Below are 18,574 nucleotides of genomic sequence, written 5' to 3' on the forward strand. Positions count from 1 at the left end.
CCTGCCCTTATTTAAACTGTTTGAGGAAACGCAGATCGTTTTCGAAGAACGCACGTAAGTCGGTTACGCCGTAGCGCAGCATGGTAAGACGCTCCATGCCCATACCGAACGCAAAGCCGGAGTATACTTCCGGATCGATACCTACGTTGCGCAGTACGTTTGGATGCACCATGCCGCAGCCCAGCACTTCCAGCCATTTACCGTTTTTACCCATCACGTCAACTTCCGCAGAAGGTTCAGTGAACGGGAAGTAGGACGGACGGAAACGAACCTGCAAATCTTCCTCAAAGAAGTTGTTCAGGAAATCGTGCAGTGTGCCTTTCAGGTTGGTGAAGCTGATGTTTTTATCAACAATCAGACCTTCCATCTGGTGGAACATTGGGGTGTGGGTCTGATCGTAGTCGTTACGGTATACGCGACCCGGCGCGATGATGCGGATCGGTGGAGCCTGCTCCTTCATGGTACGGATCTGAACGCCAGATGTCTGAGTACGCAGCAGACGGGTGGCGTCGAACCAGAAAGTGTCGTGGTCAGCGCGTGCCGGATGATGGCCAGGAATGTTAAGGGCATCGAAGTTGTGGTAGTCATCTTCAATTTCCGGGCCAGTCGCCACGGTAAAGCCGAGCTCACCGAAGAAACTTTCAATACGATCGATAGTACGGGTAACCGGATGCAGACCGCCGTTTTCGATACGGCGACCCGGCAGAGAAACGTCAATCGTTTCTGCCGCCAGACGCGCATTCAGTACTGCACTTTCCAGCTCAGCTTTACGTGCGTTCAGCGCCTGTTGTACCTGCTCTTTGGCTTCGTTAATCACTGCACCTGCTGCCGGGCGCTCCTCTGCTGGCAGTTCACGCAGGGTAGTCATCTGAAGGGTCAGATGCCCTTTCTTGCCCAGATATTCGACGCGGACATTGTCTAACGCGGCAACATCTGAGGCCTGGTTAATGGCGGCCGTTGCACTGGCAACCAGCTCTGCGAGATGTGACATGGTTTTCCTCATTATGTCGGTGCAGACACCGAATTGTTGGACGTAATCTCTCAAATTCAGGCACAAAAAAAGCCTCCATCGGGAGGCTTATCTGGCGCTGTTTTTCGTTTCATCTTTCACGCGCTAGCCTCCTGAAGTCAGGTGCTAAAGTAAAAGAAGAAGCGGAAAATAGCACCATTCATGCTTGCGTTACCTTGTAGGGTAAAAACCGTTAAGACCTTATTGAAAAGCCTGGACGGGTAAATGTCAATCTTCTGATAAGGCGATATGAAAAGAGGGAGCAAAGCCCCCTCTTTCAACTGGCTTATGCCAGTGCTGCTTTCGCTTTTTCGACCAGAGCGGTGAACGCTACTTTGTCGAATACTGCGATGTCAGCCAGGATCTTACGGTCGATTTCAACAGAGGCTTTTTTCAGGCCGTTGATGAATTTGCTGTAAGAAATACCGTTCTGACGTGCTGCTGCGTTGATACGCGCAATCCACAGTTGACGGAACTGACGCTTACGCTGACGACGGTCACGGTAAGCGTACTGACCTGCTTTGATAACAGCCTGGAAGGCAACGCGGTATACGCGTGAACGCGCACCGTAGTAGCCTTTAGCTTGTTTCAAAATTTTCTTGTGACGTGCACGTGCAATTACACCACGTTTTACGCGAGCCATGTGTGCTCTCCTGTATCTATTCTAAGTTAAAAAAGTTAAACGTTAACGACTTATGCGTACGGCAGGCACGCGATGACCAGGCCCAGATCGCCTTTAGAAACCATGGCTTTTGGACGCAGGTGACGTTTACGCTTGGTAGCTTTCTTAGTCAGAATGTGACGCAGGTTAGCGTGCTTGTGCTTAAAACCACCTTTACCGGTTTTTTTGAAGCGCTTAGCAGCACCGCGTACGGTCTTAATTTTTGGCATTTTAATAACTTCCACTTCGCATTGTTAAATAAACGAAACATAGGCGAACAAAACCTATGGGGCCCGAAGGCTCCACAGATTTTGCTGCTTGAAGGCCTTACTGTTTCTTCTTAGGAGCGAGCACCATGATCATCTGGCGGCCTTCGATCTTCGTTGGGAAGGATTCGACTACTGCCAGTTCACTCAGATCTTCACGGACGCGGTTAAGCACTTCCATACCAATCTGTTGGTGGGCCATCTCACGACCGCGGAAACGCAGCGTGATCTTGGCCTTATCGCCATCTTCCAGAAAGCGAATCAGGCTGCGGAGTTTTACCTGATAATCGCCATCGTCGGTACCAGGACGGAATTTGATTTCCTTAACCTGGATAACTTTTTGCTTCTTCTTCTGTTCCTTAGAAGATTTACTCTTTTCATAAAGGAACTTGCCGTAGTCCATAATACGACAAACTGGCGGTTCGGCGTTAGGGCTGATTTCAACTAAATCTACTCCAGCTTCTTCAGCTTTTTCGATCGCTTCTCTCAGACTCACAATCCCCAGTGGTTCACCTTCAAGATCTGTTAAGCGAACTTCCTGGGCGCGAATCTCGCCATTGATACGATTCGGACGTGCCGTTTGAACTCGTTTTCCGCCTTTAATACCTTATTCCTCCAGTTGTTGAAGACTGCGGCTGCGAATCTCTTGTTGCAGCTTCTCAATCACTTCACTTACGTCCAGGCTCCCCAGGTCTTTACCACGGCGGGTGCGAACGGCAACTTTGCCTGCTTCCACCTCTTTATCACCACAGACCAACATATACGGGACACGACGTAAAGTGTGCTCGCGGATTTTAAAGCCAATCTTCTCATTTCTCAAGTCTGCTTTTACGCGAATGCCCGCATTTTGTAGTTTCTGCGTCAATTCTTTAACGTAATCCGCCTGAGAATCGGTAATGTTCATCACAACTACCTGCACTGGCGCAAGCCAGGTTGGGAAGAAGCCCGCGAACTCTTCAGTCAGGATGCCGATGAAGCGCTCCAGTGAACCGAGAATCGCACGGTGAATCATAACCGGCACCTGACGCTCGTTGTCTTCGCCAACATAAGAGGCGCTTAAACGCTGCGGCAGGGAGAAGTCCAGCTGTACCGTTCCGCACTGCCATGCGCGATCGAGGCAGTCATACAGGGTAAATTCAATTTTTGGACCGTAGAATGCGCCCTCGCCCAGCTGGTATTCGAACGGAATACCGTTCTCTTCCAGCGCCACGGCGAGATCCGCCTCTGCGCGATCCCATGTCTCATCGCTACCGATACGTTTTTCCGGACGCGTTGAGAGTTTGACCACGATCTTCTCGAAGCCAAAGGTGCTGTACATATCGTAGACCATACGAATACAGGCGTTAACTTCATCACGTACCTGATCTTCAGTACAGAAAATATGCGCATCATCCTGAGTAAAGCCACGAACACGCATCAGACCGTGCAGCGCACCTGATGGCTCGTTACGGTGGCAGCTACCGAACTCCGCCATACGCAGCGGCAGATCGCGGTAGGATTTCAGACCCTGGTTGAAGATCTGAACGTGGCCCGGACAGTTCATTGGCTTGATGCAGTATTCACGGTTCTCAGACGAAGTGGTGAACATCGCATCTTTGTAGTTGTCCCAGTGGCCGGTTTTTTCCCACAGCACACGGTCCATCATGAACGGGCCTTTCACTTCCTGATACTGGTACTCTTTCAGCTTGGAGCGCACGAACGTTTCCAGTTCACGGAAGATTGTCCAGCCGTCGTTATGCCAGAACACCATCCCCGGCGCTTCTTCCTGCATATGATACAGGTCAAGCTGCTTACCGATTTTACGGTGGTCACGCTTAGCCGCCTCTTCCAGGCGTTGCAGGTACGCGTTCAGGGCTTTCTTATCGGCCCACGCGGTACCATAGATACGCTGCAACATTTTATTGTTGCTGTCGCCACGCCAGTAGGCGCCTGCGATTTTCATCAGTTTGAAGTGATGACAGAAGCGCATATTCGGCACGTGAGGTCCACGGCACATGTCGACATATTCTTCGTGATGGTACAAGCCAGGCTTGTCATCATGAGCGATGTTTTCATCAAGAATCGAGACTTTATAGCTCTCGCCGCGCTTCACGAAGGTTTCACGCGCTTCATGCCAGCTGACTTTCTTCTTGATGACGTCATAGTTCGTTTCGGCGAGCTCATGCATACGTTTTTCGAGCGCGTCGATATCTTCCTGTGTCAGGGTGTGGTCAAGGTCAACGTCGTAGTAGAAGCCGTTGTCGATAACCGGGCCGATCGCCATTTTGGTGTTGGGCCACAGCTGCTTAATAGCATGACCTAACAGGTGCGCACAGGAGTGACGAATGATCTCCAGACCTTCTTCGTCTTTCGCGGTGATGATCGCAAGCGTTGCATCGCTTTCAATCAGATCGGACGCGTCTACCAGTTCACCGTTTACGCGGCCTGCAATGGTTGCTTTTGCGAGTCCAGGACCGATATCCAGTGCAACATCCATTGGGCTTACAGCGTGGTCGAAATGGCGTTGGCTGCCATCAGGAAGAGTAATTACAGGCATTTTATATCCTTATTTGCAGTGATGCCCCACACATAAGAGCATATACAAAGAAAATAATCGTGATTAAACAGTAGATTACGAAACCATCTGACCAACAATCGTCAAATTGGTTCGTCATCATGCACCTGCCGATTCAGATAAATGCGGATTTACGGCAAGCAGCGTAATGGTAACACTATTAACAGGGCGAATGCACCTTCCCGCGACCGATTTGAACCGCTCATCCTTATGTCTGCGTTCATGAACTTTTGTTGACGGGGGCTCGCAATCCGAAAGTGCTGAGCTATTCTTGATCTGGTCCTTAAACATCGAAGGGGTATCACATGAATGTATCGAGCAGAACCGTTGTGATATTGAATCTACTTTCCGCTGCTGGTCTGGTATTGATACTGGCCGACAGATTCCACTGGTTTTAAGCCGAACCGCTGTTCTGGCATAACCTGTTGTCCCGGGTAAAGCGCTTTCTGGCGCAGACTTTGGTAGACTAAGGGTATCAACTGACAAGGATTGGGTTATGCCAACAAAAAGATTTGCCGTTAAGCACTGGAAAATGGTCGTGGTGTTAATCGCTATTTGCGGCGCGATGTTGCTGCTGCGTTGGGCCGCGATGATCTGGGGCTAATATTATGTCAGCGAAAACGTGCCGTGAATTTACTGAATAAATCTTAACTATCTTTACGATAATTTATGGTCAAAACCGGTACGTCATAATCCGGTTTTCGCCAGGCTGTGACAGCGTATATATTCCATCACATGTGGCAATTGAAATATCAGGACCACTCACCCGCCACCAGCTTGTGTACATCAAATGCATCATTCATTGACTGGCCGGTAGACTGGGAGCCAGGGGCAATGTTGGAGCCTGCTTCAACATCAGAGGCTTTAGCGATCCCGACTGGGCTGTTAACGTCACTGGCAGGTTGCGTCATATTATCAGCAGCAAATACGCCAAATGAAAGTGCGGAAAGCACCATCGCTGCTGTAGCGGTTTTGATTTTTTTCATAATTCTGTTCTCATACTTAATTAATGCAGAAATGCCTGAGGCGAGTTTTTTGCCTGTGCCGTAAGTGTAGATCTGGATCACACTTTTGCCTAGTCAAATTATTTATCAAATCGTGTCAAATAAACTGAATAAGGCCTGGTCGCCTAATTATGGAGAAATTATGAAGACGAAAGCATGCCTATTATTTCAAAACGCCGTTTAATATAAATAAGCACAGTTTCAAAAAATAAAAAACAGGCCGAGAATAGTCCCGGCCCGAAGAAATTACATTTTATAACCTAAAGAAATCGTGGTTCGGCGATCGGTATGTTCCGGCGCGGAATCAGGCGGTGATGAGTTCCAGGTTACGTTGTACGCCACCTTGAGTCCAAAGTGTTCGTTGATAGCCACGTTCAACGCACTTTCAGAGTTCAGCGTTGTATCTTCAGCACCAAACACCGACACACCCTGGGTGAATTTCGCGTTGTCAGTCATTTGCCATGCGTAGGTGCCTGATGCATAACCCAGCGGCTGGGTTTCATCTTCGCCGTTGGTGTACTCGTCGTAACGGACACCCGGACCGAATTCAAAACGGAGGCTGTGCACCGGTCCATTCAGGAACTGACGACCATAACCCGCAGTCATGACATCGCGCTGGCGATAGCCGTTGTAGCGGTCAGTAAGCCAACTCGCCTGCCCAAACAGGTAGTCATAATCTGTCATGTTGTAACGGCTACGCCCACCTACCGCGTATTTCTCAGAGGAGCGTTCATCGTTAGCAGACGTGTTGCTGGCATTGCCCCACAGCGACCAGGCCGTGGTGTTGCCGTACCAGGTCAGGGTGCTGTCTGCGGTCATGGAGGAGCTTTTCGTGTTACCGGATTGCGCCAGATACCCGGCATTCACGTTACCTTCAAAGGGTTTTTTGGCAGTGGAGGGATCGTCCATGACAGTAAAAACGGTATCATCGGCGGTTGCATTCAGTGACGCAAATACGCCACCCGCCAGCATCAGTGCTGCGGGTACTGTCTTCAAAAGCTTCATTTATTTTAGGAGTCCGTACAACATAAAAAGAGACCGTCACGGTCTCGGAAACTTTCTTGCGGATCAATGACAAGGCGACCATAGAAAGGTAACAAATTATAAAAAGCCGCAAATAACATAGCAATAATTTCTTCTTTCATTTTTTGAATAAGAACGATCCCAAAACGCGATTTAATGTATATACCCGGCCAAGGTTTTTTGTCAGCATTCATTTTTAAAATCATACTGTTATTTACGTTGCCTTCCTGCCAAACGGTGCCAGGCTTAAAATAACCCATGATAAAAGGAGGTCATGATGGCTTCGATTTACACGCTGACACTCTCCCCTTCCCTCGACTCTGCGACCATGACGCCGCAAATCTATCCGGAAGGTAAGCTGCGCTGTAGCGCGCCGGTGTTTGAGCCGGGCGGCGGCGGCATTAACGTGGCGCGCGCGATTACCCATCTCGGCGGAAAAGCAACCGCCATCTTCCCCGCTGGCGGCGCCACGGGTGAGCATCTGGTTGCGCTGCTGGCAGATGAACAGGTTGCCGTAGATACCGTTGACGCCAGAGACTGGACCCGGCAAAACCTGCATGTCCATGTTGAATCCAGCGGCGAGCAATATCGTTTTGTGATGCCAGGGGCGAAGTTGAGCGATGATGAGTTTCGTCAACTGGAAGAGAAAGTGCTGACCATTGAAAGCGGCTCATTGTTGGTGATCAGCGGTAGCCTGCCGCCGGGCGTCAAAACAGAAAAGCTGACGGCACTGGTTCAGGCGGTGCTCCAGCGCGGCATCCGCTGCATTGTCGATAGCTCAGGCGATGCCCTGAAGGCGGCGTTAGAGCCCGGACAACTTGAACTTGTCAAACCTAACCAGAAAGAGCTCAGTGCGCTTGTCAATCGCGAGCTCAACCAGCCTGATGACGTGCGTACTGCCGCAGAAGAGCTGGTACGCACGGGCAAAGCGCATCGCGTTGTAGTCTCTCTCGGTCCTCAGGGTGCGCTGGCCGTCGACAAGACGGGCTGCGTGCAGGTTGTTCCACCGCCGATGAAAAGTCAGAGTACCGTGGGTGCCGGTGACAGTATGGTTGGCGCGATGGTGCTGAAGCTGGCGCAGGGCGCTTCGCTTCTGGAGATGGCACGCTATGGCGTCGCGGCAGGGAGCGCTGCCACCATCAATCAGGGAACCCGTCTGTGTTCGCTTGCGGATACTCAGAAAATTGTCGATTACCTGGCGAGAAGCTGAACGTGCTTCCCCTTCCCGTGGAGGGGGAAGTCGCCAAATATGGCTTATCGACTATGCTAAGAAAACTTTCAGGATAACAACGAGGTGAATTATGAGCAGTGGTGATATCACCCGCTACGTCGTAACCGTCAATATTCATGAAGCATCGCTAACCGAACTGAATGAACTCAACAACGCTTTCACGCGGGCGAATTTTCTGCTCACGCTGACGGACGATGAGGGCAATATTCACGATCTCGGCTCGCTGGCCTTTGGCCTGATAAGCCCGCTGAGTCAGGAGGAGGTGAAGGCGCTGGCCAGTAGCCTGGTGGAAAGCGTGACTGACAAAGCCACGGAAATTGATGTGGATAGCTGGGAAAACTGGCATAAAAAAGAACAATAAGTGCCCTGTACAAAATTAAACCGCTCAGTTGTGCGTTAGTTCCTGTTTTTTTATAGCCGTTTTGCGCTAACTTTATGATCTGGCAGACAACATGGGAGAGACATCATGTGGCAGGCTATCAGTCATCTTTTAAGTGAGCAACTGGGTGAAGGTGAAATTGAACTGCGTAACGAACTGCCAGGCGGAGAGATCCATGCCGCATGGCATTTACGTTACGCCGGGCGCGATCTCTTCGTGAAATGTGATGAGCGCGAATTGCTCCCCATTTTTACGGCCGAAGCCGATCAGCTTGAGTTGTTATCGCGCAGTAAAACAGTCAACGTTCCACAGGTTTTAGCCGTTGGCAGCGATCGTGACTACAGCTTTCTGGTGATGAACTATCTTCCGGCGCGCCCTCTGGATGCGCACAACGCCTTTATTCTCGGCCAACAGATCGCCCGTTTGCACCAGTGGAGCGATCAACCTCAGTTTGGGCTCGATTTCGATAACGACCTCTCTACCACCCCACAGCCAAACGCGTGGCAACGCCGCTGGTCGACTTTTTTCGCCGAGCAGCGCATAGGCTGGCAGCTGGAGCTGGCCGCTGAAAAGGGACTAGCGTTCGGCAACATCGACGCGATTGTTGAACACATTCAGCAGCGTCTGGCTTCGCATCAGCCTCAGGCTTCCCTTCTGCACGGTGATTTATGGTCGAACAACTGCGCGCTTGGGCCTGATGGTCCCTATATATTTGACCCGGCCTGCTACTGGGGCGACAGAGAATGTGACCTCGCGATGCTGCCGTTGCACCCTGAACAGCCGCCGCAAATTTATGATGGCTATCAGTCTGTCTCGCCGTTACCTGCGGGTTTCCTTGAACGTCAGCCGGTTTATCAGCTGTACACCTTGCTAAACCGGGCGATTTTGTTTGGCGGGAGTCATCTGGTGAATGCCCAGCGGGCGCTGGACCGTATCCTGGCGGCATAACGGGAGGGGGCGGCAATACGCCCCCTTTGACATTACAGGAAGCCGAGCAGCGTAAAGAAGAAATACCCGGCCACAATGATAATAACCGGCAGGATGTAGAGCGGGAAAAACTGCACAAAAATGGTATGACGCGGAACGACAATGCGTGATTCGATCTGCTCGCGGCTCATCCCGTCAGGGCCTTTCGCCTTCTCAAGTATCAGCTGATCTTCCACCCCTTCGCGTAAAAAGCGGGTCTGGCGACTCATGCGCGCGCCGGAGGCTTGCAACGCCATCGCGATAAAGATCAACGCATAGATTATCCAGAACCCGACATTCAGCTGGTGGTGAAAATCCGGGGTGGGAGAGTTGAACCAGAAGACGTTCAGGAATGGGGTGTTAAACCGCATCATCTCAATCATGACGTGGGCAAAATCGAGCATGACGGCATTAATGCCCGGCTGTTTTTCGCTGTGATCGTACATAAATTTAAGTACGGAGATCAGCGTTGAAATCAGGGCGGGAATGAAAATAACCCAACCAGCAATACGTTTTAAGACTGCGATGCGTCCAGCTTGTTGATACGTCATTAGTTCCTCTTCATAAAGACGCGTTATTTGTGCCTAAGTCTACCTGCTGTCGGTCATTTTCGCCCGATCTTTGAATGCAATATGCTAAATTGCTTGTGCTTAGCACCGTTCGTCTTACCCCCAAGATAAGGAGATGTTGTAATGTCGACACCGCGCCAGATACTTGCCGCTATTTTTGACATGGATGGATTGTTGATTGATTCCGAACCCCTGTGGGATCGGGCTGAACTGGACGTGATGGCCAGCCTCGGCGTCGATATCAGTCGTCGTAATGAGCTTCCCGATACCCTGGGGCTGCGCATCGATATGGTGGTTGACCTTTGGTATGCCCACCAGCCATGGGTTGGCCCGGATCGCGACGAAGTTACGGCGCGCATTATCAACCGTGCTATCTCCCTTGTTGAAGAGAATAAGCCTCTGTTACCGGGCGTACGCGACGCTATCGCCCTGTGCAAGGCGCAAGGGCTGAAAGTGGGGCTTGCCTCTGCCTCACCTCTGCATATGCTGGAAAAAGTGCTGACGATGTTCGGGCTGCGCGACAGCTTCGACGCGCTGGCCTCGGCCGAAAAGCTTCCTTACAGCAAGCCACATCCGCAGGTGTATATGGACTGCGCCGCGAAACTGGGGCTGGATCCGCTTACCTGTGTGGCGCTGGAAGATTCGGTTAACGGCATGGTGGCATCCAAAGCCGCACGTATGCGCTCCATCGTTGTGCCGGCTGAAGAAGGCCGACACGATCCCCGCTTTGCCCTCGCGGATGTCAGGCTGACGTCTCTTGAAGAATTGACTGCCCGCCATCTGCGCGGAGAGTAACGCTCTTTCAGGCAGCTTCGGCTGCCTGCATAACAAAATCAAAACAACGTTTTACTTTATTTGCTTTTCTCATTCCAGACTCCTATCCTTACGTGCAGAATGACAATAACCTGACTTCTGAGGCGCGTATGATACTGGATGCTTTTACTCTGGCAGGAAAAGTGGCGATGGTGACCGGGTGCGATACCGGTCTGGGGCAAGGCATGGCCATTGCCCTCGCCCAGGCAGGATGCGATATCGTGGGGGTAAACCGCAAGGTTCCTGACGAAACGGCAGCGCGCGTCACGGCGCTGGGACGGCGCTTTATCGCAATTCGCGCCGATCTCGGCAAGCATGAGAGTATTCAGAGCGTCGTGGATACCGCCGTCACAGAGATGGGCCGCATCGATATTCTGGTTAACAATGCCGGCACCATTCGTCGGTGCGATGCGCTGGAATTTAGCGAGAAGGACTGGGACGAGGTCATCGATCTCAATCTGAAATCGGTCTTTTTCCTCTCTCAGGCAGTAGCGAAACAGTTTATCGTGCAGGGTCAGGGCGGCAAGATCATCAACATTGCCTCCATGCTCTCCTTCCAGGGCGGCATTCGGGTGCCGTCCTATACGGCTTCGAAAAGCGGCGTCCTCGGGCTCACCCGCCTGCTGGCAAACGAATGGGCGCCGCTAGGTATTAACGTGAACGCTATCGCGCCGGGTTATATGGCGACAAATAACACCCAACAACTTCGCGATGATGAGCAGCGCAGCCAGGCGATCCTCGACCGTATTCCGGCGGGCCGCTGGGGACTTCCGGAGGATTTACAGGGTCCGGTGGTGTTTCTGGCCTCGGCGGCGTCGGATTACGTTAACGGCCATACCCTTGCCGTAGACGGTGGCTGGCTTGCGCGCTAACCGCCGGCTTGTGACAAAGAGTTACACCGTCACCTCTTTCACACACTGTATAAAAACCCTATACTGTATGGATTGACAGTTTACCGGGTTTTATCATGACGGCGGAAGGCCACCTGCTTTTTTCACTTGCCTGTGCAGTGTTTGCTAAAAACGCTGAACTGACCCCTGTGCTGGCCCAGGGGGACTGGTGGCATATTGTCCCTTCTGCCGTGCTGACCTGCCTGCTGCCGGACATCGATCATCCAAAATCATTCCTTGGTCAGCGGCTGAAGTGGATTTCAAAACCCATCGCCAGAGCCTTTGGTCATCGCGGGTTTACCCACAGCCTGCTGGCCGTATTTGGCCTGCTTACACTCTTCTATTTGAAGGTTCCCGAGAGTTGGATAGTCCCGGCGGATGCCATTCAGGGCATGGTGCTCGGCTACTTAAGCCATATCCTCGCCGATATGCTGACGCCAGCGGGCGTTCCGCTGCTCTGGCCCTGCCGCTGGCGTTTCCGCCTGCCAATCCTCGTGCCGCAAAAAGGCAACCAGCTGGAGCGCGTTCTGTGCATGGCGCTGTTTGCCTATGCCGTCTGGATGCCGCAGACATTGCCCGAAAATGGTGCAGTGCGCTGGTCATCGCAGATGATCAACTCGCTGCAATTTCAGTTCAATCGTTTTATTAATCATCAGATTGAACATTAAACCGACAATATAATCACTTTTGTCATAAACCATTCCATATGGATATAAGCGCCACATCACACTTCTGATAACCTTGCGCCAACAGGTTCGGTAAAAACCGACCGTATAATAAATCAGGAGAACGGGGATGAATTTTCCACTCATCGCGAACATTGTTGTGTTCGTCGTATTGCTATTGCTTCTCGCCCAGGCTCGCCACAAACAGTGGAGCCTGGCGAAAAAGGTACTGGTTGGTCTGGTCATGGGCGTGGTGTTTGGCCTGGCCTTACACGCTATTTACGGCTCCGACAGCCCGGTACTGAAAGATTCCATTCAGTGGTTCAACATTGTCGGTAACGGCTATGTACAGCTGCTGCAAATGATCGTTATGCCGCTGGTATTCGCCTCAATTCTGAGCGCCGTAGCCCGGCTGCATAATGCTTCTCAACTGGGTAAAATCAGTTTCCTGACCATTGGTACCCTGCTCTTCACCACGCTGATTGCGGCGCTGGTGGGTGTGCTGGTTACCAATCTGTTTGGCCTGACTGCTGAAGGTCTGGTGCAGGGTAGCGCTGAAACCGCGCGTCTGACGGCGATTGAGACCAACTACGTGGGTAAAGTGGCCGATCTGACCGTTCCGCAGATGGTGCTCTCCTTCATTCCGAAAAACCCGTTTGCTGACCTGACCGGTGCAAGCCCAACCTCCATTATCAGCGTAGTGATCTTCGCTGCGTTCCTGGGCGTGGCTGCGCTGAAGCTGCTGAAGGACGATGCGCCGAAAGGCGAGCGGGTTCTGACTGCCATCGATACCCTGCAAAGCTGGGTAATGAAGCTGGTGCGTCTGGTCATGCAGCTGACGCCGTACGGTGTCCTGGCGCTGATGACCAAAGTCGTGGCAGGTTCTAACCTGCAAGACATCATCAAGCTTGGCAGCTTTGTGATTGCCTCGTACCTCGGTCTGGGCATCATGTTTGTTGTGCACGGCATCCTGCTGGCGGTGAACGGCGTTGGCCCGCTGAAATATTTCCGCAAAGTCTGGCCGGTGCTGACCTTCGCCTTCACCAGCCGTTCCAGCGCGGCATCGATTCCGCTGAACGTGGAAGCACAGACACGTCGTCTGGGCGTACCCGAGTCTATCGCCAGCTTCTCGGCCTCCTTTGGCGCCACCATCGGGCAGAACGGCTGTGCGGGTCTCTACCCGGCGATGCTGGCCGTGATGGTTGCCCCAACCGTGGGTATTAACCCGCTGGATCCGGTCTGGATTGCGACGCTGGTCGGTATCGTGACCATTAGCTCCGCCGGTGTTGCGGGCGTGGGCGGCGGCGCGACCTTCGCTGCGCTGATCGTTCTGCCTGCGCTGGGGCTGCCGGTAACGCTGGTTGCCCTGCTGATCTCTGTTGAACCACTGATCGATATGGGTCGTACCGCGTTGAACGTGAGTGGTTCAATGACCGCCGGTACCCTGACCAGCCAGTGGCTGAAGCAGACCGACAAAACGATTCTCGACAGTGAAGATGATGCCGAACTGGCACATCGTTAATCACTGCTGAAATAAAAAAACCGCCATCGGGCGGTTTTTTTATGGCTGTTATTCTTCAACCTCTTCATCCTGGCGGGTCTGCATTGCCCATCGCTGCGCCGATTCCGGCACCGTAAACGCAGGGGAGCGACGGAAGTGCTCGCCAATCAGCACGAAGGCAACGTATTTACCCCGCAGCATCCAGACATCGCGAAAACCATCCACCTTCAGGGCATGGTCTGGCGGCGCGGGCTCAACGCGGGGTACATAGCTAATAACCTGGCGGTTTTGTTGACGAAGAGGTTTCATAAGCGACGGGTTCACTAAAGCAAATTCTTAAAGCAGGAAATTTCTATCATAGCCGATTCTCCCCCCGCCCGTCGCGCCTGACGTATCGCAGATGGCTCCTTTCGCTAATCAATATCTGAAAACGCTTAGTTCGCCTGCTAATTCTTAACATTGTTCTATCCTTAATAGGGTTTTTAGGAATGAACAAAGGAGAAGCGTGCAATGTCGAACAATGATAAACCACATCAGTCACCCATTCATGGGACTGAAGAATCTCAACCGGGAATGGACTCACTTGCCCCAGCCGACGGCTCACACAAACCATCACCGGGTCCTTCCGCACCGGGTGAACAGCCTACCGCCCCGGGCAGCATGAAAGCCCCGGAAACGGAAAACGAAAAGCTGAAATCGCTCGATCCTCACCGCAAGGGCGGTGAAGGCCATGCGCTGACCACGAACCAGGGCGTTCGCATTGCCGATGATCAGAACTCCCTGCGCGCCGGAACGCGCGGCCCGACGCTGCTGGAAGATTTCATCCTGCGCGAAAAAATCACCCATTTCGACCATGAGCGTATCCCTGAGCGTATCGTCCACGCTCGCGGCTCCGCGGCGCACGGCTATTTCCAGCCGTACAAGAGCCTGAAGGAGATCACCAAAGCAGATTTCCTTTCCGATCCGAACAAAATCACACCGGTGTTTGTGCGTTTCTCTACCGTACAGGGCGGCGCGGGTTCGGCCGACACGGTGCGTGATATCCGCGGCTTCGCCACCAAATTCTATACCGAAGAGGGCATTTTCGACCTCGTCGGAAATAACACCCCGGTTTTCTTCATACAGGACGCGCATAAGTTCCCTGACTTTGTCCATGCGGTAAAACCAGAACCACACTGGGCCATACCGCAGGGACAAAGTGCGCATGACACATTCTGGGACTACGTCTCCCTGCAACCGGAAACCCTTCACAACGTGATGTGGGCGATGTCTGACCGGGGGATCCCGCGCAGCTATCGCACCATGGAAGGCTTTGGTATTCATACCTTCCGTCTGATTAACGCTGAAGGTAAAGCGACGTTTGTGCGTTTCCACTGGAAACCGGTCGCGGGGAAAGCGTCGCTGGTGTGGGATGAAGCGCAGAAGCTGACCGGACGCGATCCGGACTTCCACCGTCGCGAACTGTGGGAATCCATTGAAGCCGGTGATTTCCCGGAATACGAGCTGGGATTACAGCTGATCCCGGAAGAAGACGAGTTCAAATTCGACTTCGACCTGCTCGACCCGACCAAGCTTATTCCTGAAGAGTTGGTGCCGGTTCAGCTGGTGGGTAAAATGGTGCTTAACCGCAACCCGGACAACTTCTTCGCGGAAAATGAGCAGGCAGCGTTCCACCCGGGCCATATTGTGCCGGGGCTGGACTTCACCAACGATCCGCTGCTGCAGGGTCGTCTGTTCTCTTACACCGATACGCAGATCAGCCGTCTTGGTGGACCTAACTTCCATGAGCTCCCAATCAACCGTCCGACCTGTCCGTACCATAACTTCCAGCGTGACGGGATGCATCGCCAGGATATCGATACCAACCCGGCGAACTACGAGCCGAACTCCATTAACGATAACTGGCCGCGTGAAACCCCGCCGGGGCCTAAACGTGGCGGATTCGAGTCGTATCAGGAGCGCGTGGACGGAACAAAAATTCGCGAGCGCAGCCCGTCATTCGGCGAATATTACGCTCAGCCTCGCCTGTTCTGGAACAGCCAGACCCCGATCGAACAGCAGCACATTATCGGCGGCTTCAGCTTCGAGCTGAGCAAAGTGGTGCGTACCTACATTCGCGAGCGCGTGGTCGACCATCTGGCGCATATTGATATCCAGCTTGCTCAGGGCGTGGCGAATAATCTCGGCATTACGCTGACTGACGAGCAATGCCATGCTGCACCGCCTAAAGACGTGAACGGGCTGAAGAAGGATCCGTCCCTGAGCCTGTACGCGGTACCTGGCGGGACGATCAAAGGCCGCGTAGTGGCTATCCTGCTGAACGATAAACCGCGCGCCAGCGACGTGCTGGGGATCATGAGGGCGCTCAAGACTCAGGGCGTACACGCCAAACTGCTTTACTCACGCATGGGTGAAGTGACGGCCGATGATGGCTCCGTCCTGCCGATTGCCGCGACCTTTGCCGGGGCACCGTCCCTGACGGTTGATGCGGTGATTATGCCGTGCGGCGACGTTGAGAGTTTGCTCGGTAACGGTGATGCCGCCTATTATCTGCTGGAAGCCTATAAGCACCTGAAGCCAATCGCCCTCGCAGGCGATGCGCGGAAGTTTAAATCGCTGCTGAAGGTACCGGATCAAGGGGAAGAAGGCATTGTCGAAGGTGATAACATTGACGATGCGTTTATGACCCGGCTGTTTGACCTGCTCGCCGCGCACCGCGTGTGGTCGCGCAGCAGCAAGATTGACCAGATACCGGCGTAAAAAAAACCGGGTGGCGCTACGCTTACCCGGCCTATATTTCGACTGATGTTGTAGGCCCGGTAAGGCGAAGCCGTCCCCGGGCTTTATTTTGCTCACAAATCCCTGAACGTCCCCAGACGATACCCACGCTCGGCAATCGCATACTTCAACGACGCCGACGTTAGCACGTCCAGTTCCGCCAGACGCGGCCAGCAGTAGGCGCTCTTACGTACGATGTTATCGACAAACGCCGGATGCGCCATTACCTCAAGCGAGCGCTCCCCTTTTGCGGCGGAGGCATCCAGCACCTTCAGGAACAGCGCTTCGTCGATATCGTCGCCATAAAATGCGCTGCTGAACCCCTCCGTTGACGTCACCGCAACGTCCGGCAGTCCGCGCACCTCCCGATCCACGCGCATCGCCACGCCTTTACGTTTGGCAAATTCTGCCACAAGCGGGAAAATCGCCGGGATCATATGCACATGATGATGACTGTCGATATGGGTGGGCTCGCGGCCAAACACATCCACAAAGCGGTTAAACTGGCAGTCCAGCTCGCGGGCAATCTCATCAAGTGGCAAAGCGTCCTGCTCCGCCATTTCCCAAATCCATTTACCCAGTTGTCCGTCGCGCGTCAGCCCCGGCATCGGTGAAAGGGGCAACCCAAGCGTCAGCACAAAGTGCATGCCCACGCCCAGTTCGGGCAGCTCACGGCTTAGCTGCGCCGCATGTTCCACCGCCTCACCGTTGATGAGCGCTGTTGTAGAGGTCACGACGCCCCGGCGACAGGCTTCGATAATGCCGTAGTTCTGCCCTTTTGACAGGCCGAAATCATCGGCATTGACGATCAGCAGGTTTTCCATCGCGCCTCCTCTTAACGGTGTGTGAGTTTCAGTTTCTCAACCGTTGCAGCAAAGTTTGGCAGCCATTTCTCATGCGCCAGGATCATCTCACTCGCGAGTTTTTCAGCGTCACGGTCAGAATGCACCAGCGGGCTCAGGTTCAGCGCCAGCAGCACGTCATTCAGCTCGCCGCTCAGGGCCGCATTGCTCGCCGCCACTTCAAAGCCTTTGATGGTATGAATCAGGCCCATCACCTTATCGTCGAAGTGGGTAATGCGGGGATGCGGTTTTGCACCCTCGCGCCCAAGGATGCAGGTCATCTCCACGGCCCAGTCTGCCGGGATATTGTCGATGTGCCCATGATGCGGAACGTTCACATAGTGCTCGGCCTGCTTGTCATTGTAAATGGCGTTGATCACTTCACACGCGGCATCTGAATAGTATGCCCCACCGCGCTGCTCAAGCTCTTTCGGTTTGACGTTCAGGTTCGGATCTTTATACAAATCAAAAAGCTGCTTCTCTACTTTCTGCACAACCTGAGCGCGTGCGCCACCTTTGTAGTATTCGCCCATTTCAATCGCCAGCATCTCTTTCTGCTTGAAGTAGTAAAGCAGATACGAGCACGGCAGCAGATTCAGGGAGCGGATCAGCCCTTCGCTGAACGGCAGATCGAAGATGTTTTTCACCGAGGCCGCGGTCAGGCGACCAGAGGCAACGCCATCAAGCAGTTCCGCAAAGCGCGATTGCCCGTTCACAATCACATCTTTGATAAAGACCATGTGGTTCAGGCCGAACAGGTCAATGGACAATTCATCGTTATCGGTTAGCGCCAGCACATCGCGGATGAACATCTTCATGCCGATCGGAATATTGCAGACGCCGATAAAGCGTTTGAAACCGGTGTGACGATAGACTGCCTCGGTGACCATCCCGGCCGGGTTGGTAAAGTTAATCACCCACGCGTTCGGGCAGATCTCCTCCACGTCTTTAATGATGTCAAAAATGACCGGAATAGTACGCAGGCCTTTAAACAGGCCACCAGCCCCGTTGGTTTCCTGGCCCAGATAACCGTGGCTCAGCGGAATACGCTCGTCCAGCTCACGCGCCTTCAGCTGGCCGACGCGCAGCTGGGTGGTCACGAAGTCAGCATCTTTCAGCGCCAGGCGGCGATCCAGCGTTTTATGCACGGTTAAAGGCACGCCTGCTTTTTCAACCATGCGTTTGCACAGTTCAAAAATAATATTTAGCTTCTCCTGACCTTCTTCAACATCCACCAGCCATAATTCGCTGACCGGTAATTCATGATAACGTTTCAGGAAACCTTCAAGTAATTCCGGGGTATAGCTGCTGCCGCCACCAATGGTTACGACTTTTAATTTCTTTTGCATAAACTCTCCCTTAGCTTATCAGGGTAATCGCCTGCAAGGTATAGCGTACTCTTCCCGCTATTTGGGCAAGCCAT

23 protein-coding genes and 1 other annotated feature are annotated in these 18,574 nt (G+C 53.0%); of the genes, 10 read left to right on the top strand and 13 right to left on the bottom strand.

Annotated features, from left to right (window positions below; all coding sequences use genetic code 11):
- Positions 1–7 precede the first annotated feature (7 nt).
- From pheS to thrS, 6 genes are all read right to left on the bottom strand, one after another.
- Positions 8–991 carry a phenylalanine--tRNA ligase subunit alpha gene (gene pheS, locus ACOT0L_RS20960; RefSeq protein ID WP_022647837.1) on the bottom strand — a complete coding sequence of 328 codons (984 nt, stop codon included), beginning with the start codon at positions 989–991 and terminating at the stop codon, positions 8–10.
- 62 nt (positions 992–1,053) lie between these two features.
- Positions 1,054–1,178, bottom strand: a sequence feature (Phe leader region).
- A complete protein-coding gene (gene pheM / locus ACOT0L_RS20965; RefSeq protein ID WP_221765953.1) occupies positions 1,129–1,173 on the bottom strand; it encodes a pheST operon leader peptide PheM in 45 nt (14 codons plus the stop codon). Its footprint overlaps the feature before it by 45 nt.
- Positions 1,179–1,295: 117 nt before the next feature.
- Positions 1,296–1,652: a 50S ribosomal protein L20 gene (rplT, locus tag ACOT0L_RS20970; protein ID WP_000124850.1), complete on the bottom strand. Its 357-nt coding sequence runs from the start codon at positions 1,650–1,652 to the stop codon at positions 1,296–1,298.
- A 50-nt stretch (positions 1,653–1,702) separates the two neighbouring features.
- Positions 1,703–1,900, bottom strand: a complete 198-nt coding sequence (rpmI, locus tag ACOT0L_RS20975) for a 50S ribosomal protein L35 (RefSeq protein WP_001124225.1) — start codon at positions 1,898–1,900, stop codon at positions 1,703–1,705.
- Positions 1,901–1,997: 97 nt separating this feature from the next.
- Entirely contained in the window at positions 1,998–2,540 is a 543-nt protein-coding gene (infC, locus tag ACOT0L_RS20980) for a translation initiation factor IF-3 (RefSeq protein ID WP_059443439.1), read from the bottom strand.
- Positions 2,541–2,543: 3 nt separating this feature from the next.
- Positions 2,544–4,472, bottom strand: a complete 1,929-nt coding sequence (thrS, locus tag ACOT0L_RS20985) for a threonine--tRNA ligase (protein ID WP_006809077.1) — start codon at positions 4,470–4,472, stop codon at positions 2,544–2,546.
- 323 nt (positions 4,473–4,795) lie between these two features.
- Between thrS and yncL the strand changes: the two genes are divergently transcribed.
- Together yncL and yniD are read left to right on the top strand one after the other, a co-directional pair.
- Positions 4,796–4,888 carry a stress response membrane protein YncL gene (gene yncL, locus ACOT0L_RS20990; protein ID WP_071785204.1) on the top strand — a complete coding sequence of 31 codons (93 nt, stop codon included), beginning with the start codon at positions 4,796–4,798 and terminating at the stop codon, positions 4,886–4,888.
- A 98-nt stretch (positions 4,889–4,986) separates the two neighbouring features.
- Complete coding sequence (gene yniD, locus ACOT0L_RS20995; protein ID WP_003857815.1) at positions 4,987–5,094, top strand: small membrane protein YniD; 108 nt, start codon at positions 4,987–4,989, stop codon at positions 5,092–5,094.
- Positions 5,095–5,242: 148 nt separating this feature from the next.
- Here yniD and ACOT0L_RS21000 read toward each other — a convergent pair whose 3' ends face one another.
- From ACOT0L_RS21000 to ACOT0L_RS21010, 3 genes are all read right to left on the bottom strand, one after another.
- On the bottom strand, positions 5,243–5,476 hold the full coding sequence (locus tag ACOT0L_RS21000) for a hypothetical protein (RefSeq protein ID WP_032622263.1): 234 nt from the start codon (positions 5,474–5,476) through the stop codon (positions 5,243–5,245).
- A 264-nt stretch (positions 5,477–5,740) separates the two neighbouring features.
- Positions 5,741–6,499, bottom strand: coding sequence for a DUF481 domain-containing protein (locus ACOT0L_RS21005; RefSeq protein WP_022647833.1), 759 nt, complete (start codon positions 6,497–6,499; stop codon positions 5,741–5,743).
- Positions 6,500–6,504: 5 nt separating this feature from the next.
- On the bottom strand, positions 6,505–6,777 hold the full coding sequence (locus tag ACOT0L_RS21010) for a hypothetical protein (RefSeq protein WP_022647832.1): 273 nt from the start codon (positions 6,775–6,777) through the stop codon (positions 6,505–6,507).
- Positions 6,778–6,794: 17 nt separating this feature from the next.
- Here ACOT0L_RS21010 and pfkB point away from each other — a divergent pair, with 17 nt between their 5' ends.
- The 3 genes from pfkB to ACOT0L_RS21025 all read left to right on the top strand — a co-directional run bounded on the left by pfkB (position 6,795) and on the right by ACOT0L_RS21025 (position 9,075).
- Positions 6,795–7,727: a 6-phosphofructokinase II gene (gene pfkB / locus ACOT0L_RS21015; RefSeq protein WP_022647831.1), complete on the top strand. Its 933-nt coding sequence runs from the start codon at positions 6,795–6,797 to the stop codon at positions 7,725–7,727.
- A 91-nt stretch (positions 7,728–7,818) separates the two neighbouring features.
- Positions 7,819–8,109, top strand: a complete 291-nt coding sequence (gene ghoS / locus ACOT0L_RS21020) for a type V toxin-antitoxin system endoribonuclease antitoxin GhoS (protein WP_003857822.1) — start codon at positions 7,819–7,821, stop codon at positions 8,107–8,109.
- A 105-nt stretch (positions 8,110–8,214) separates the two neighbouring features.
- Complete coding sequence (locus ACOT0L_RS21025) at positions 8,215–9,075, top strand: fructosamine kinase family protein (protein ID WP_022647830.1); 861 nt, start codon at positions 8,215–8,217, stop codon at positions 9,073–9,075.
- A gap of 32 nt (positions 9,076–9,107) precedes the next feature.
- Here ACOT0L_RS21025 and ACOT0L_RS21030 read toward each other — a convergent pair whose 3' ends face one another.
- Positions 9,108–9,644: a YniB family protein gene (locus ACOT0L_RS21030; protein WP_015570741.1), complete on the bottom strand. Its 537-nt coding sequence runs from the start codon at positions 9,642–9,644 to the stop codon at positions 9,108–9,110.
- Between the two features lie 141 nt (positions 9,645–9,785).
- On the opposite strand from ACOT0L_RS21030, the gene hxpB reads away from it, so the two are divergent.
- From hxpB to tcyP, 4 genes are all read left to right on the top strand, one after another.
- Positions 9,786–10,457 carry a hexitol phosphatase HxpB gene (gene hxpB, locus ACOT0L_RS21035; protein ID WP_022647828.1) on the top strand — a complete coding sequence of 224 codons (672 nt, stop codon included), beginning with the start codon at positions 9,786–9,788 and terminating at the stop codon, positions 10,455–10,457.
- 128 nt (positions 10,458–10,585) lie between these two features.
- Positions 10,586–11,347: a 2-dehydro-3-deoxy-D-gluconate 5-dehydrogenase KduD gene (gene kduD, locus ACOT0L_RS21040; protein ID WP_023299906.1), complete on the top strand. Its 762-nt coding sequence runs from the start codon at positions 10,586–10,588 to the stop codon at positions 11,345–11,347.
- 95 nt (positions 11,348–11,442) lie between these two features.
- Complete coding sequence (locus ACOT0L_RS21045; protein WP_015570742.1) at positions 11,443–12,033, top strand: metal-dependent hydrolase; 591 nt, start codon at positions 11,443–11,445, stop codon at positions 12,031–12,033.
- 127 nt (positions 12,034–12,160) lie between these two features.
- Complete coding sequence (tcyP, locus tag ACOT0L_RS21050; RefSeq protein ID WP_022647826.1) at positions 12,161–13,552, top strand: cystine/sulfocysteine:cation symporter; 1,392 nt, start codon at positions 12,161–12,163, stop codon at positions 13,550–13,552.
- A gap of 48 nt (positions 13,553–13,600) precedes the next feature.
- Here the strand turns inward: tcyP and cedA are convergent, their stop codons facing one another.
- Positions 13,601–13,840: a cell division activator CedA gene (cedA, locus tag ACOT0L_RS21055; RefSeq protein ID WP_022647825.1), complete on the bottom strand. Its 240-nt coding sequence runs from the start codon at positions 13,838–13,840 to the stop codon at positions 13,601–13,603.
- 201 nt (positions 13,841–14,041) lie between these two features.
- Between cedA and katE the strand changes: the two genes are divergently transcribed.
- Entirely contained in the window at positions 14,042–16,291 is a 2,250-nt protein-coding gene (gene katE, locus ACOT0L_RS21060; protein ID WP_023299905.1) for a catalase HPII, read from the top strand.
- Between the two features lie 92 nt (positions 16,292–16,383).
- On the opposite strand, the gene chbG is transcribed toward katE, so the two are convergent.
- Both chbG and ACOT0L_RS21070 read right to left on the bottom strand, forming a co-directional pair.
- A complete protein-coding gene (gene chbG / locus ACOT0L_RS21065; protein WP_038415892.1) occupies positions 16,384–17,133 on the bottom strand; it encodes a chitin disaccharide deacetylase in 750 nt (249 codons plus the stop codon).
- Between the two features lie 11 nt (positions 17,134–17,144).
- Positions 17,145–18,500 carry a 6-phospho-beta-glucosidase gene (locus tag ACOT0L_RS21070; protein ID WP_022647822.1) on the bottom strand — a complete coding sequence of 452 codons (1,356 nt, stop codon included), beginning with the start codon at positions 18,498–18,500 and terminating at the stop codon, positions 17,145–17,147.
- Positions 18,501–18,574 lie beyond the last annotated feature (74 nt).

The organism is Enterobacter cloacae complex sp. XAL002 (assembly GCF_049236805.1).
GTDB lineage: Bacteria > Pseudomonadota > Gammaproteobacteria > Enterobacterales > Enterobacteriaceae > Enterobacter > Enterobacter intestinihominis.

Coding starts and splice junctions, on each gene's coding strand:
- thrS (WP_006809077.1), bottom strand. CDS start 4,472: ATGCCTGTAATTACTCTTCCTGATGGCAGCCAACGCCATTTCGACCAC.
- rplT (WP_000124850.1), bottom strand. CDS start 1,652: ATGGCTCGCGTAAAACGTGGTGTAATTGCACGTGCACGTCACAAGAAA.
- cedA (WP_022647825.1), bottom strand. CDS start 13,840: ATGAAACCTCTTCGTCAACAAAACCGCCAGGTTATTAGCTATGTACCC.
- ACOT0L_RS21045 (WP_015570742.1), top strand. CDS start 11,443: ATGACGGCGGAAGGCCACCTGCTTTTTTCACTTGCCTGTGCAGTGTTT.
- ACOT0L_RS21005 (WP_022647833.1), bottom strand. CDS start 6,499: ATGAAGCTTTTGAAGACAGTACCCGCAGCACTGATGCTGGCGGGTGGC.
- rpmI (WP_001124225.1), bottom strand. CDS start 1,900: ATGCCAAAAATTAAGACCGTACGCGGTGCTGCTAAGCGCTTCAAAAAA.
- pheS (WP_022647837.1), bottom strand. CDS start 991: ATGTCACATCTCGCAGAGCTGGTTGCCAGTGCAACGGCCGCCATTAAC.
- kduD (WP_023299906.1), top strand. CDS start 10,586: ATGATACTGGATGCTTTTACTCTGGCAGGAAAAGTGGCGATGGTGACC.
- pfkB (WP_022647831.1), top strand. CDS start 6,795: ATGGCTTCGATTTACACGCTGACACTCTCCCCTTCCCTCGACTCTGCG.
- yncL (WP_071785204.1), top strand. CDS start 4,796: ATGAATGTATCGAGCAGAACCGTTGTGATATTGAATCTACTTTCCGCT.
- tcyP (WP_022647826.1), top strand. CDS start 12,161: ATGAATTTTCCACTCATCGCGAACATTGTTGTGTTCGTCGTATTGCTA.
- chbG (WP_038415892.1), bottom strand. CDS start 17,133: ATGGAAAACCTGCTGATCGTCAATGCCGATGATTTCGGCCTGTCAAAA.
- yniD (WP_003857815.1), top strand. CDS start 4,987: ATGCCAACAAAAAGATTTGCCGTTAAGCACTGGAAAATGGTCGTGGTG.
- ACOT0L_RS21025 (WP_022647830.1), top strand. CDS start 8,215: ATGTGGCAGGCTATCAGTCATCTTTTAAGTGAGCAACTGGGTGAAGGT.
- hxpB (WP_022647828.1), top strand. CDS start 9,786: ATGTCGACACCGCGCCAGATACTTGCCGCTATTTTTGACATGGATGGA.
- ghoS (WP_003857822.1), top strand. CDS start 7,819: ATGAGCAGTGGTGATATCACCCGCTACGTCGTAACCGTCAATATTCAT.
- ACOT0L_RS21030 (WP_015570741.1), bottom strand. CDS start 9,644: ATGACGTATCAACAAGCTGGACGCATCGCAGTCTTAAAACGTATTGCT.
- ACOT0L_RS21000 (WP_032622263.1), bottom strand. CDS start 5,476: ATGAAAAAAATCAAAACCGCTACAGCAGCGATGGTGCTTTCCGCACTT.
- ACOT0L_RS21010 (WP_022647832.1), bottom strand. CDS start 6,777: ATGGGTTATTTTAAGCCTGGCACCGTTTGGCAGGAAGGCAACGTAAAT.
- katE (WP_023299905.1), top strand. CDS start 14,042: ATGTCGAACAATGATAAACCACATCAGTCACCCATTCATGGGACTGAA.
- ACOT0L_RS21070 (WP_022647822.1), bottom strand. CDS start 18,500: ATGCAAAAGAAATTAAAAGTCGTAACCATTGGTGGCGGCAGCAGCTAT.